The sequence below is a fragment of the Roseibium sp. genome, assembly GCF_965233565.1.
Classification (GTDB): Bacteria; Pseudomonadota; Alphaproteobacteria; order Rhizobiales; family Stappiaceae; genus Roseibium.
Window position 1 is genome coordinate 1,851,033 of sequence record NZ_OZ247494.1, and the last position, 13,807, is coordinate 1,864,839.

Genomic DNA, 13,807 nt, shown 5'->3' on the forward strand with positions numbered 1-13,807 from the left:
GTTTTGTGCCAGGGACGATCAGGGCGCCGAACGCAGCAGCTGCGCCAGAACTCCGCTGTCTGGCAGCTCCTGCACCTTCCAGGCGGTCTCGATCAGCCGGTCCTGCCCGGCCTGGTCGAGCAGGCCTTCGCAGCAGGACCGGACCTTGGCCTCAAGATCTGCATCGCTCAACGGGTTTTCCGGCCCGCCGCGATAACGCTCATCGGCCCAACCGGCGACTTCACCGTCTCCCTTGAGCTTGACGGTGATGCGCGACCGCATGACGTTGAAACCCTGCGCCTCGATCTCCGGATCGAGCTCGGTTCGAATGCGCCGCTGCATGGCCTGCATGGCATCGCTCTGCACGAACTCATCTGAGAACTCGCGTTTGCCGGCTTTGCGGGCCAGAGCGATCATGGCCAGCGCCGCCGGCAGCGAAAACTTCGCCTGCAGGTGATTGGCCGCAATCGGGTAGCGGATGGGTTTCAGAATGTTGGTGCCCGCATGTACCGTGACACCTTCAATGTCGTCCGGGGCAATGTTGGCATCGGTGACAAGGCGGAGCATCAGATCGATGGTCGGATGGGTCAGCACACCGCACGGATAGGGCTTGATCGAGACCCCCGGCTCGACGATGGTCCAGGTCCTGCCGAAGCCCTGGCCCAGCTTCCCTTCACTGACGCCGCCACCCTGGACGGCAAAGAACCCCCAGGGGCCGTCGAGCGCATTCGGGTCCGCCGTATATCCGCGCTGCGCCAGAAGTGCTGCCGTGATGCCGTTTTCGCAGGCGCGCCCGACATGAAGCGGTTTGGTCATCGTACCGAAATTGCAGCGAATGCCAGCGGCAAGGCTGGCGGCAATGCCAAAGCCCCAACGCAGCTGATCGCCCTTCAGCCCAAGCATCTTGGCGGCTGCAGCATAGGCACCAAAGGTTCCGACCGTGCCGCTGGAATGCATGCCGCTCATGTAGTGCTGCGGCAGCATCCATTCGGAAATCTTGCATTCGACCTCGAAGCCGGTGAGAAAGGCCAGCATGAAGGCGCGGCCATCAACATTGCCGATCTTCTGCGCCATGATCAGTGAAGCGGTCAACGGCGGAATGGTCGGGTGGGTGAGCAGGCCGTAAATATGGGCCGGGTCGGTACTGACCTGGCTGTCGTCCCAGTCATGAGCGTGGCCGGATGTGCCGAGCACCCGCGCCGCCATCGGCGCCGGTACGCGCGCTGCAAGGTCGAGGAGCAGGGCATCCGGCCGCCCTGCATTGTCCAGCGCTTCCGCCTTCAGGATTTCGACCATCTCGTGATCGGCCCCTGCCACATAAAGACCGAGGCCGTCGAGCAGGCAGCGGGTGCCGATCCTGAGCGCTTCTTCCGGCAGATCCGCATAGGTGACGGTTTCAACGAATTGTGCCGCTTCTTCGGTCGCCCTGGAGTTCTCGGGCACTTCAGCAAAGATGTTGCGGGCTACGGACATGATGAGTGTTCCTTCTTGATCGTCCTTTCGGACAGCAGTGACATTGAAACGGGTGGCGAGGGCTCATTCGTTGCCGTGTGCGAGACGGTCCGCCTCCTCCCGACGGCGCGTCTTGATCAGCCGGCCGATCGGCGTCGACAGAATGCTGAGGGCAGCAAGAACAAAGAACAGCACCGCGATCGGGCGGGTCAGGAAGCGCCAGGCGTCCTGGTCGAACAGGATCATCGACTGGGCGAGCGAGTTTTCGACCATGTGCCCGAGAACCAGTCCCATGATGATGGGAGCGGGCGAGAAGCCGGCCCGGTTCAGGAAATAGCCGATGAAACCGGCAGTCAGCATGATGTAGACATCGTTCAGTGACTGCCCGACGCCGTATGCCCCGACAACACAGAGACAGAAGACGGCCGGCCACAGGAACTGACGCGGGATCAGCGAGATCCGGGAGAAGTAGCGGGCCCCGAACAGGCCGAACACCAGGAACACGACATTCGCCAGCAACATGGCAAAGAAGATCGCGTAGAGCAGGTTCGGCTGGTTTTCGAAGAGATACGGGCCAGGACGCAGACCGTGGATCTGCAAACCGCCGAGAATGACCGCGGCGGTCGCAGAGCCTGGAATGCCGAGCGCCAGCGTCGGCACCATGGCGCCGCCGGTGGCTGCATTGTTGGCAGCTTCCGGACCGGCAACCCCTTCAATCTCACCCTTGCCGAAATTGTCCTTGTTTTTCGACCAGCGTTTGGCCTCGTTATAGCCGATCATCGCGGCAACCGTACTGCCCTCGGCCGGCAGGATGCCGACAAAGGTGCCGATGCCGGACGAGCGCAGGATCGTTTTCCAGACGCGTTTGAAATCATCCAGCGACGGTAGTTTGAGCGCTGACATGGCAAACCGCTCCAGCGGACGGTCCTTCTGACCCGCCTGGTCGAGCAATTCGGCCATGGCAAAGAGACCTATCAGCACCGGAATGAAGCTGATGCCTTCATAGAGCTCCGGCACGCCGAAGGTGAACCGCTCCACACCGGTCGTCAGATCGACCCCGACCGTTGCAAGCAGAACACCGAAGGCACCACCAATCAGGTTCTTGACCGCGGACTTGCCGCTGATCGACGCCAGCATCGACAGGCCAAAGACGGTCAGGGCAAAATACTCAGGCGGTCCGAACCGGTAGGCGATGGTGGCCAGGAAGGGCGCGGCAAAGATCAGCACAAACAGGCTGAAGATACCGCCCGCTACACTGGCGGCTGCGGCCATGCCAAGGGCGCGCCCGGCCTGACCATTCTTGGCGAGCGGATACCCGTCAAAGGCTGTCGCGGCGGCCGGCGGCGCGCCGGGCGCATTGATCAGGATGGCCGTGATCGAGCCACCGAACGTTCCGGCACAGTAGAGCGCAGCCAGCATGGCAATCGCCGGGATCGGCTGCAGGTAGATGGTGAAAGGCAGCAGCAGGGCCACGGCCATCGAGCTCGACAAGCCCGGAAGAGCACCAACCAGAACGCCGACAAGCGTTCCGGCGCAGATCAGAAGCAAGGTTTGCGGCTGCAGGATTTCCAGCAGCCCGCCAATGAGAAATTCCATGGGTTTTCTCCGTCAGCTGAGGAAAGCCAGCGGCCCGAGCGGCAGGCGCAGGCCGAGCAGAAGCTGAAAGACGACATAGATCGCAATCGGCAAGGCCACTGCGAAGGCGAGGATCAGCGGCAGGTTGCGCGCGCCCCACAACAGCGGCAGGGCAACACAGACTGCGAAGAAGGCGAGCGGCACACCGATGACGGGGAAAGTGAAAGCTGTCACGGCAAGCAAACCGGCAGTCGCCCACATGCGCCAGGGCGGATTTGTCAGATGGCTCCTCTCGCCGGAGCGCAGGCCCTGACCAATCATGATCACGGCAAGTCCCGCAATGACCGTCAGAACAAGGCGGGGCATGTGTGTTGCAGGCATGCCCTGGGCCGCTCCGAGCGGATCGCTGTCGAATGTGGTGGTTATGTAGAACAGCACGGCACACAGAAGAAGTATGGCGCTGCCGGGCACAAGATCCTTGGGCACCCACATGGCGGTTCCTCCCATTTGGCAGCGCACGCCGAAAGGCAGGCGCTGCCGTCAATCCGGTTGATTATTTGCGCAGGCCCAACTCACCGAGCGTCTCGTAGATGCTGGCATACATGTCGCGGATCTGCGTATCCCATTCCGAAGCGCCACCGACGGAGGACGGATCAAGGCCGATGCCTTCCAGGTAGGACTGGTAGGTACCGTGCTCCATGGCTTTCAGGAGTTTGCTTTCCAGCGCCGCAACCCGTTCCTCAGGCGTATCCGCCATGACGACGATGCCCCGCACGGTCGAAAAGTTGACCCCTTCGATGCCAAGTTCTGCAAGCGTGGGTGTGTCCGGCAGGGCCTTCAGGCGCTGGTTGGCCATGACAGCGAGTGGAATGAAGTCACCCGACTCAATGCCATCGACAGCCTCGCCATAGTTCAGGCCGGCCGCCTGGATATTGCCGCCCATCAGGTTGGTGACCATGGCGCCGCCGCCGTCAAAGGGAACATAGGCGACCTTGACGCCGGAGTTCTTGGAAAAGGTCATGGCCGCGATATGGTCGATGCCGCCGGCCTGGGTGCCTCCCCATTTGATCGGTGCCAGTTCGGAAGCTCCCTTGAGATCCTCGAAGGAGTTGATACCGGCACTTTTCGCGACGACCAGAATGATCGGGTCGTCGGTGGAGCGCACGACGCCCTTGATTTCGTCGATGCCGATCGGGGCGCGTCCGCGGGCCATGGTGATCAGGTGGGTCGGCGTAATCGCCATCACCGTGTGACCGTCTGCCGGTTTTCCGGAGACATAGGACATGGCCACGGTGCCGCCGCCGCCTTTCTTGATCTGGACGAAGGCATCGACACCAAGTTCACGCCTTGCGCGGATCAGCATCGTGCGTGCGGTCGTGTCGGTACCGCCGCCGGCGGATGCATGCGTAACCACTTCAACCGGTTGCGACGGAAACTCGTCCGCGGCGGCAAAACCAACGGTCATCGCCAGCGCCGTCGCGGCCAGGGTCACGGATTTCAGGATAGTCATTCGGTCCTCCCATCAACGCCTGCGCGACGGGTGTCGCGCCGTTAATAGGAGGCAACGCTATTCTGCAAACAGTAAACTGTCAACAGTTTTCAATTTCGTGAGGGTACACAAGGAGATGGGTCCCCTGGAAGGACTTCAAGACGTGTTCAGATGGAAATTGCCGAGGTCAGGACGGTGCGGACATGCGCGCCCAGCCACCAGCCACATGCTGTCGCATGGCGGTGTCGGCTCTGTCCGGATCGCGTGCCAGAAGCGCCTCGAGAATAGCCCGGTGCTCCTGGTTCGAGACGATCAGATTGCCCTTCTGGACCAGACCGCGCCGGCGGAACAGGTGCAGCTGGTTGACGATCCAGCGATAGCTCTGCTGGAGAGCCGGATTTTCGGCCGCCTTTACGAGCAAATCATGAAAATCCAGATTGAGCGCGTAGTAGCGTGACAGGTTGCCCTCATTGGCCGCGACGTCCATGTTTTCGACGAGTTTTTTCAGGTCCTGCAAGGTCTCGTCGCTGGCCCGCTCGACGATGAGCCGCCCGGTCAGCCCGGCCAGCGAGCCCCGAACTTCATAAAGGTCACGGGCCTCGTCCAGGGTCATTTCCCGCACATACATGCCATGATTGGTCGCACTCACCAGGAGCCCCGCCTGCTCCAGGCTGCGGCAGGCTTCGCGGATCGGCCCGCGGCTAACCCCAAGACGCGTGGCCAGCGCGCTTTCATTGATCCGGTCTCCGGCCTCAAGCTCGCCGGAAATGATCATTTCCTCGATTGCTTCACAGACAATCGTGCTCAGGGTCTTGGAGCGGCGCTGACTGATCTGTTCAAGCGCCGAGCTTTTCGATTTTTCCTTGGCCATGACGACAACATAAGACCGGGGTGCAAACTGTCAACAACTCGCAGGGTCGCCTCTTTCATTCTCGCGACATGCGCTGCCGCCCCTTAGAGACCAACTTCGATCACACCACCTGCTTTCGCAGCTCTGGACTGACACAGGATGACCGCAGTCTCACGCTGTTTTTGCGACAAGACGAAGTCGCGATGCTCGACCTCGCCCGAGACAAGATCGCATTTGCAGACACCGCAAATGCCGTCGGAGCATTTCACATCCACATGAATGCCGCGTGTCGCCAGCGCGTCCGTTGCGCTCTGATCAGCTGCCACTTCCAGCTCGATCCCCGACTTGGCCAGCTTGAGCGTGAAGGGGTGGTTTTCATAGTCCGGCATCTCCGGGACATTGAAATATTCCAGATGCCGCTCTTCCTCCGCGAAGCCGTTCGCCTTGGCCGCCGCCATGACAGCATCCATGTAGGAAGCGGCCCCGCAGCAATAGACATGATCGCCCGAACGATAACCCGTCAGGATCTCGTCGAACCTGGCGCGTGTGCCCTCCTGGCTGACATGAAGATGCACTTTGTCCGCCCAGGGGAAGGCGTCCAGGTCCTTCAGGTATCCAGCCGTTTCCCGAGACCGAACGGAATAATGCAGCTCGAAATCCGCACCGATGTCATGCAGCCGGTGCGCCATGGCAATCATCGGCGTGATACCGATGCCACCGCCCATCAGGAAGGACTTGCCCGCCTCCTCCACCAGAGGGAAGTGATTGATCGGCTTTGAAATGAAGATCTTCCGTCCCTCGGTGAAGATCCGGTGCAGCAGCTGCGATCCGCCCCGGCCCTGATCTTCCCGAAGCACGCCGATCTGGTAGCGGCTTCTGTCGGCAGGATTGCCGGAAAGCGAATACTGCCGCAGGAATTCCGGCGCAACGACGATGTCGATATGGGCCCCGGCCGTCCACTCGGGCAAGGGCGACCCGTCCAGCGACGCAAGCTCGTATTTGGTGACATCGCCGGCCATGGCCTCTGCCTTGACGACCTCCACTCGGATGACCGGCGCGTCGCCGGCGATGCGATATTCATGGGCAAGGCCTTCGGTCTGGCCGCGTTCCAGCTTTGCCTTGTATTCCTGTGCCGTGATCAGCGCCTGGTAGGCCTCGATCCCCTTTTCCCGATCCATCGGGAACGGGAAAGGCCAGGGATGCGGCGCAAGGTTAGCCGGATAAACGGCGAGCGTCTGGTCCTCGTATTTGAGGTCGAGATCCTTTTGCAGCGGACGATCATTGACCGGCTGTTTCGCGGGCCGGTAGGCGCCGTCCTCGGCCAGTTCGATGTCCCACCACCATTTCTTGACCGGGTTCTGTTCGCCATTGCCGACCATGTCGTCCAGCTTTGCCAGGAAGGGCGCGGCTTTCGGTATGTTCATTGCTGCCCACCGGAACGGCGCCTCGGCAAAGACACCTTCCAGGTTCCACGGACAGGTCTTCATGCACCGGCCGCACATCGCCCCGCCTTCATTGGTGATGCGATAGGTGGTGCATTTCTGGCTGTCGGATTTCCAGATCTCGTAGCCGTTGAACATCAGTTTCGGCCCGGCGGTGATCGCCCCTGACGGGCATTCCCGCGCGCATTTGTTGCAGGCCTCGCAAAAGCTCTGCAGGCCGAAGGAAATCGGTTTGTCATGGGCAATCGGCATGTCGGTGGTCACAGCACCGGACTTGAGGCGCGGCCCCAGAAACGGGTTCAGGATCACCTCGCCGATTCGACTGACCTCGCCCAGGCCTGAAAGCAGCAGAAGCGGCGGCTGCAGCACTTCGCCGTCGATTACCGTATGGGCCTTAGCCTTGTAGCCAAGGTTACGGATCTGCTTGGCGACGATGCTGCCAAGGATGGAAAACCGCAGATAGGCCCGCATCGACTGGGAAACGGCGATCCAGTCGTCGCCCGTCGCGCCTTCCATCGTCTCGTAGCCCTGGTCAATGACCATCGAGATGGCCTGATCATGGGGCGGATCGATCGGCGTGCCGGTGGCGTCATGCGAATACCAGGCCCAGTCCGGACAACGCGACAGACCGACGGCATCAACGCCCAGGAAATAGGACATTGCCTTCAGGTTCTGCGCATTTTCAACCGGGTCCGGCGGTGCCGAAGCTTCACGCTTCGCCGGCTCACCATCCTGCAAGAGGACGAAAGCGCCCAGCGCGCGCCGCTGCGCCATCGACGGTGCGGACTTGCGTACATATTGCCCATTGGTCGAGGCCTGCTGCACCTTCTTGCCCAGATCGCCAAAGAGCGAGCGTGCGAACATGTCCGTTCGCTTTGGAACACGCGGGACACGGTCCTCGTCGATATAGGTCGTTGGTGTATCGACCCGTTTCAGGGTTTCAAAAGGATGCGCACCGTCGACATAACGACGCTTCGCGTAAGGGTCGAGATTGCCGGCATTCCGGGCTGTCCGATATCCGACTTTCCAGGCAAGCCCATGGGTTTTCCACGTCGGTTGCTCTGCCAGCGGCTTCAAGGGCAAGTCATGGGCGAATGGCATTTCCGTTGTCACGGCGGCAATGGCAAACCGGTCTCCCAGATAGGGATTGACCAAGGCCCCTTCCTCGACACTCGCCAGACCCGACGCAACCGCGAGGACATTCAGATCCACATCGCTTGCCGAATGTCCATGCGCGCGCGCCTCAAAACCAAGCAGACGGATATACTGCGCAACCACCGCTGCGACTTCCATCGCCCGCAAGGCGGACCGGTGGCGTTCCGCCCCCTCCAGCCAGCGATGGCCCGGCTCGTCCGCCCGGATCGGGCGCGGTGTCTGAACCAGAAGGACAAGCGCATGCTGGTGATGCGCGACCGATTTCAAGGGCGCATTCACGGCATCGCGGAGATCCGCCATGATCATGTCGATCCCGGAGGCGAGCGACTTGTGCTGCCCGGTGCGCAGTTTTTCCGCCAGCTGGTCGATGTCCGGATTTCGCACCGGTTCGCTCAACAGGGCGACTGGCGGCACCGCGCAGGTGCCTGCCATCGAAACATCGGAATAGTAGCTGAAGGACTTCAGATGGTTCTGCCGTTCGACCAGATCGCCCGGAATGTCCGCGCGAGACCGGTTGACCAGCCCGTCGCGCACGGTGTCCAGCATCGCCTGGGCTTCCGTCATCGCGTTGATGATGTTTTCCGGTCGATCCGGTCTGGAAAAGGTCAGCGGTGCAAAAGCCGGCATGTCCGGCGGCAGCACGAGTACCTCCTGCCGCGCCAGACGCTCCAGTGGAAAAGGCCCCAGGTGAACGGGACGCGACTTGTCTGAAAAAAACTTCACTCTCTCCCCCGGGACATCAACCGGCCGATTACAAACACTCCGCAGCCACTGCCTGATCCACGCTCAAAGCCGTGTCAGCTGCACGTCTTCCCCCTCCGTCAGGCGGTCAATGGCATCCATGAAGACGTCGTAGATATCGCCATCCAGCTTTTCGCTGAAATGCTGGTTGAGCTCACGCACCAGGCCGTGGCAGGCGGTCAGCTTGCTCTGGCCAAGATCGGTCAGCGCAACTTCGGTAAACCGCTTGTCGTCGTCGATCCCGTTCCGGTTCACGAGCCCCTGCTCCTCCATGGACTTGAGCAGCCTGGAAATGGCCGGACGGGCGATGCAGATATAATCGGCAAGCTGAGACGGCGACGTTACGCCTTCCAGCCCGACACCACGCAACACACACCACTGCAACCGTGTAATGCCATGGACCGCGAGCTGCTTTTCCAGCCGGCTTTCCATGATCCGCGCCAGACGCGTCACCTTGAAGCCGATCCTGTTGTGAAGCGTGAACTCAGCCGCCATTATTCTCCCCGCGCGAACAGGCTTGACTCAGCCCGGTGCATCTCTTCTAATCAATTAACAATGATAATTACTCAAGTTAATTACCAATGTAAACTATTTTGGGAGGGGAGAGGAAATGCCAACCAAATCAATGAGTTTCCGCGCGGCACTCGCGGGAACCGCTGCCGCAGCGGCAGTTTTTCTGGGCCTGCAGACGGCCTCGGCAACAGAACTCAAGGCGGCTCACTTCATGCCGTCCATGCACCCGATGGACCGGGGTGTGATGACACCCCTGTCCGAGGACATCAAGGCAGCAACGGACGGTGAACTGACCATCCGGATCTACCCGTCCGGCGAACTGGGCAAGGGCCCGGTCCAGCAATACAAGCGGGTGGTCACCGGCGTGGCCGACATCGTCTTCGGCATTCCCGAATACACACCGGGTCAGTTCGCGACCACGGGCCTGGTCCATATTCCGGGTCTGTTCGCCAATGGCACCGAAGCCACCAATGCACTCTGGGACAATATCGATCTCTTTGAGGACGAATATTCACAGACCAAACTGCTGGGTCTGTGGGCAAACAACCCGTCGGTGCTGATCTCACGCGAAGACCCGGTGCGCACGCTCGCCGACATGAAGGGCAAGAAGATCCGTGCACCGAACCCGGTCATGGCAGACCTGATCGAGGCCTGGGGCGGCATTCCCGTCTCCATGCCGACACCGGATGTCTACAATGCCATGAACACCGGCGTGATCGACGCGGTCATGATCGGGCCGTCTGGCATCCGCTCCTACAAGCTGCATGAGACAGCCAAATACGTCACCACCAACATTCCTTCCGCGCTCGACAGTTTCTATCTTCTGATGAACAAGCAGAGCTGGGAAAACCTTAGCGACAGCCAGAAGCAGAAGCTGGACGAGCTGACGGGCCGTACCATCAGCCTTGCCGGCGCCAAGGGTTTCTATGAAGCCGGGCAAGCCGGACTGAAACTTGCCGCGGACAGCGGGGTGGAACTCATCGAGATCGATGCGGCCGCAGAGGCTGAATTCCGGGCGGCCATGGAGCCGGCCCTCGCCAAGATCCTCGATGAAAAAAGCGAGAAGATCGGCAAGGATGCCGAAGCCATCGCGGTAAAGCTGAGTGCCAACTGACAAATGGCTCTTGAAAAACTGGCAACCTCCAGCGCGGGATCCACGCGCTGGAGGACGTTTCTTGAAGTCCCGCTTGTCATACTCGGCGCAGTCGCCGTGTTTGTCCTGATGGGCCTTTCTGTCTCAGACGCCCTGCTCAGATCCTTCCTGAACAGTCCGATTTTCGGCGCCAATGACTATGCCCAGATCCTCCTGTCCTTCGTTGTCGGCCTGAGCCTGCCGCTCTGTGTGCTGGCGGGCCGCCTGATTGCCATCGACACGCTGGTGGTGCGGCTGCCCAAATGGGTCCAATCCCCCCTCGACTGGCTGACCTCCGCCCTTGGCATCGCCATCCTCTCCTATGTCGCCTGGCGCGCCTTCGTGAACGCGCGCGAAGCCGCAATGTTCGGAGAAACAACGCTCTTGCTGCAGTTGCCCTTTGGCCCGTCCTATTACGCGGTCGCCTTCGGCTGCGCGCTCTCGGCGCTCATTCTCCTTGTTGAAAGATTTTTCAGATGAGCCCGGAATATGTCGGCTTTCTGGGTTTCCTTGCGCTCTTCCTGCTGCTCGGCCTTGGAACACCCGTTGCCATTTCCCTGCTGGTTGTCGGCTTTGCCGGCACCGTCGCCCTCTCCGGTTTTCAGGCGGCGGCCTTCACGGTAAGCGGACAGGTCTTTGCAACCGTCACCGTTTACGAGCTGACCATCATTCCGCTGTTCATCCTGATGGGCAATCTGGCATCCGCTGCGGGATTGAGCCGGGACCTGTTTGAGGCGGCACACAAGATCATCGGACATCTGAAGGGTGGACTGGCCGCCGCAACCGTCATGGGCTGCGCAGGCTTTGCTGCCCTCTCCGGGTCCTCACTCGCCTCGGCCATCACGATGGGCAAGGTCGCCTATCCTGAAATGAACCGCTTCAAGTATGGTGACCGGCTGGCAACCGGTTCCATCGCGGCCGGAGGAACCCTCGGCATCCTGATCCCGCCTTCGACGGGTTTTGTCATCTACGCGGTGTTGACGGAGGAATCCATTGGCCGGTTGTTCATGGCCGGTGTTCTGCCAGGCCTGCTTCTGACCGCCATGTTCCTGGTGGCGATTGCCTTTGTCACCTTCTTCTGGCCCGAAGAAGGTCCGCGCGGGCCGGTGTTCACACTTCGGGAGAAGCTGATCAGCCTGTTTCGGGCGACCGGGATCGGCATCATCATTTTCATCACCATCGGCGGCATCTACACCGGCTTCTTCACGCCCGTCGAGGCAGCCGGGGTCGGCGCCTTCTTCGCCCTGCTGATGCTGGTCCTGCGCGGCAAATGCACCCTGCCGACACTTTACAATGTCAGCGCCGAAACCCTGAAGACGACCGGCATGGCCTTCTTCATCCTCATCGGCGCCAATGTGTTTGCACCCTTTGTTGCCCTTTCCCACTTGCCGGCCACTATCGCCGCCGGCATGACCGGACTTGATCTCGGGGTCTATGGAACCCTCGCGCTGATCCTGCTGGGTTACGTCATTCTGGGCATGTTCATCGAGGGCCTGTCTCTCCTGGTGATCACTCTTCCGATTGTCTTTCCCCTGGTGGTCGGCCTCGGGTTCGACCCGATCTGGCTGGGCGTAGTGATGGTATTGGTCCTGGAGATGGGACTGATCTCACCACCTGTCGGCGTCAACGTCTTCATCGTCAAGAGCGTCGTGCCAGACGTCCGGATCGAAACGATCTTTGCCGGCATCATGCCCTTCTGGCTGGCCATGATCGTCACCCTGGCACTGATCGTCGCCTTTCCCCAGATCGCGCTGTTGCTGCCCAACGCGATGTTCAATTGAGAAGCTTTGCTGGCGCTCGCCTCAGGCCTCGTCCATCTGTTGCTTGAGGGTCAGCTCGATGAACTCGCCAGGATGGATCATCTGCAGCCGAACCTGAACGATCATGGTGCCGTCCAGAATATCCTGTTCGGTCATGGTTGAGCCGAGGCCGCAGTCCACCGAATAGGCTTCAGAGGCGGTTGCGCCCAGCAATCCACCCTGTGCCCAGACCTGGTGCAGGAAATTGGAGACCGACGAAACCACCGTCGACCAGGTCTTGCTGTTATTGGGCGAAAAACAGAACTGCTGGAGCGCAAGCTTGATGGACTGTTCGATATAGATGATCGTGCGCCGCACCTGGATGTAGCGCCAGTCCTGGCTGTTGCCGAGCAACGTGCGCGCGCCCCAGACAACCGTGCCACGCCCCGGAAACTCCCGAATGGCATCCAGCGCCTTGCCATCCAGCGGCATGTTCAGATCTTCCTGCATCTTGTCATTGATATGAACGGTCGGTGCAAGGACCGACGCCAGAGCCACATTGGCCGGTGCGGACCAGACCCCGCGCGTATTGTCCACCTGGGTGTAGACGCCGGCCATTCCGGCACTTGGCGGCAGGACGCCGAGAAGAAGAGCCGTCTGCTTTTCGATCTCGCTCAAAACCGGGAGCGCGTTGAGGAGATTATCGTTGAGCGCGACGATTTCATCAGGTTTGGTCGGCCCTTCCCCCGATGCGGTCCGGTCGATCATGGCCTTGACCTCCACCAGCTGCTCTTCCTTGTAGAGCGCTTCTGCCTGCTGCGTCAGAACGGCAGCCAGTTCAGCCTGGTCGAACCATGTGTAGGTGATGTCCGAGACAGGATAGGTCGTGGTTTTCAGGAAAGGAAAATAGGCCGCTGCGTAGGAAAGGTCCTCCGACCCGATCTTGGTCCGGAATTCGGCAACGTTCGCCTCCAGATCCTTCTGGAACGTCTCCGGATCGGCCTGGTCGAGCGTCTCGGCCCCGTAAACATCCAGAATGGCAAACCGGTCCTGAAGCTGACCGCACTGCGCCTTCATCGCATTGACCACCTCGTAGAAGGCGTCGCAGCTCCAGGCTTTGTCCGGATCGTCCGGCGTCAGAAGAACCGCGTCGGGAACGACCAGCATGGTTGGTCCGACGATGTCTGCAAGTTCTGCAAGCCCCTCTTTCAGCTTGCTCGCGTCCACTGCAACACCGTCAGGCTTTGCGCCCTGATCGGTGTAGTCGCCGACGGAAACCACATAACAGTCGCTGCCACCGTTTTCGAAGAAAAGCTTCATGCTGGCATAGAGATTGAAGTGCACACCTCCAGACTTGCCGATCGCAAGATAAATTGTGGCTCCGTCTGCATCGACGAAGGAAACGTCATAGGCATCGGGGCTCTTCTGGACTGTTGCTGCGTCCACGGTGGTGATCTGGACAGCCGGTTTGAAACCTTGACCGAACACCTGAACAAAATCAGCAAAAGAGGAGATCTTCTGCGGTTTGAAAAAAACCGGCTTTCCTTGCACATGCGCCTGTTCGGTATAGCCGACAAAAGCGGGCAAAGAGGTTTCGACACCGACGACGGAGGCTGGAAAGCCATCGACCTCGGTTACATAGACACCTGGTGTCTTGTGCTGGGTGGTACTGGACATTGCCTCCCCTTTCGCCCTCTGCGCTTGTGCTTCAAGACTATTTGCGTTGGCCGACCACGATCA

At 60.4% G+C, this 13,807-nt stretch carries 11 protein-coding genes; 3 read left to right on the forward strand and 8 right to left on the reverse strand.

Features of this window, described 5'->3' with window-relative positions; translation table 11 throughout:
- Window positions 1–18: 18 nt before the first annotated feature.
- The 7 genes from ACO6TG_RS08645 to ACO6TG_RS08675 form a co-directional block, all read right to left on the reverse strand.
- Window positions 19–1,452 (reverse strand): MmgE/PrpD family protein, encoded by a 1,434-nt coding sequence (locus ACO6TG_RS08645; protein ID WP_422377798.1) that lies wholly within the window; start codon window positions 1,450–1,452, stop codon window positions 19–21.
- Between the two features lie 63 nt (window positions 1,453–1,515).
- On the reverse strand, window positions 1,516–3,027 hold the full coding sequence (locus ACO6TG_RS08650; RefSeq protein ID WP_422377799.1) for a tripartite tricarboxylate transporter permease: 1,512 nt from the start codon (window positions 3,025–3,027) through the stop codon (window positions 1,516–1,518).
- Between the two features lie 12 nt (window positions 3,028–3,039).
- On the reverse strand, window positions 3,040–3,498 hold the full coding sequence (locus ACO6TG_RS08655) for a tripartite tricarboxylate transporter TctB family protein (protein ID WP_422377800.1): 459 nt from the start codon (window positions 3,496–3,498) through the stop codon (window positions 3,040–3,042).
- Between the two features lie 61 nt (window positions 3,499–3,559).
- Window positions 3,560–4,516 (reverse strand): Bug family tripartite tricarboxylate transporter substrate binding protein, encoded by a 957-nt coding sequence (locus ACO6TG_RS08660; protein ID WP_422377801.1) that lies wholly within the window; start codon window positions 4,514–4,516, stop codon window positions 3,560–3,562.
- A 166-nt stretch (window positions 4,517–4,682) separates the two neighbouring features.
- Window positions 4,683–5,366, reverse strand: coding sequence for a GntR family transcriptional regulator (locus tag ACO6TG_RS08665; protein WP_422377802.1), 684 nt, complete (start codon window positions 5,364–5,366; stop codon window positions 4,683–4,685).
- A gap of 83 nt (window positions 5,367–5,449) precedes the next feature.
- The gene (locus ACO6TG_RS08670; protein WP_422377803.1) at window positions 5,450–8,665 is read right to left on the reverse strand and encodes a reductive dehalogenase; all 3,216 of its coding nucleotides are present in this window, start codon (window positions 8,663–8,665) and stop codon (window positions 5,450–5,452) included.
- 63 nt (window positions 8,666–8,728) lie between these two features.
- The gene (locus tag ACO6TG_RS08675; RefSeq protein WP_422377804.1) at window positions 8,729–9,178 is read right to left on the reverse strand and encodes a MarR family winged helix-turn-helix transcriptional regulator; all 450 of its coding nucleotides are present in this window, start codon (window positions 9,176–9,178) and stop codon (window positions 8,729–8,731) included.
- Window positions 9,179–9,293: 115 nt separating this feature from the next.
- Here ACO6TG_RS08675 and ACO6TG_RS08680 point away from each other — a divergent pair, with 115 nt between their 5' ends.
- Genes ACO6TG_RS08680 through ACO6TG_RS08690 form a run of 3 tightly spaced genes read left to right on the forward strand, consistent with a single transcriptional unit; the run spans window position 9,294 to window position 12,109 of the window.
- Window positions 9,294–10,310: a TRAP transporter substrate-binding protein gene (locus ACO6TG_RS08680; RefSeq protein ID WP_422377805.1), complete on the forward strand. Its 1,017-nt coding sequence runs from the start codon at window positions 9,294–9,296 to the stop codon at window positions 10,308–10,310.
- A 3-nt stretch (window positions 10,311–10,313) separates the two neighbouring features.
- On the forward strand, window positions 10,314–10,808 hold the full coding sequence (locus ACO6TG_RS08685; RefSeq protein ID WP_422377806.1) for a TRAP transporter small permease: 495 nt from the start codon (window positions 10,314–10,316) through the stop codon (window positions 10,806–10,808).
- Entirely contained in the window at window positions 10,805–12,109 is a 1,305-nt protein-coding gene (locus tag ACO6TG_RS08690) for a TRAP transporter large permease (protein WP_094072047.1), read from the forward strand. The genes ACO6TG_RS08685 and ACO6TG_RS08690 overlap by 4 nt, the downstream gene beginning before the upstream one ends.
- A gap of 21 nt (window positions 12,110–12,130) precedes the next feature.
- Here the strand turns inward: ACO6TG_RS08690 and ACO6TG_RS08695 are convergent, their stop codons facing one another.
- Window positions 12,131–13,744 carry a phage tail sheath family protein gene (locus ACO6TG_RS08695; RefSeq protein ID WP_422377807.1) on the reverse strand — a complete coding sequence of 538 codons (1,614 nt, stop codon included), beginning with the start codon at window positions 13,742–13,744 and terminating at the stop codon, window positions 12,131–12,133.
- Window positions 13,745–13,807: the final 63 nt, after the last annotated feature.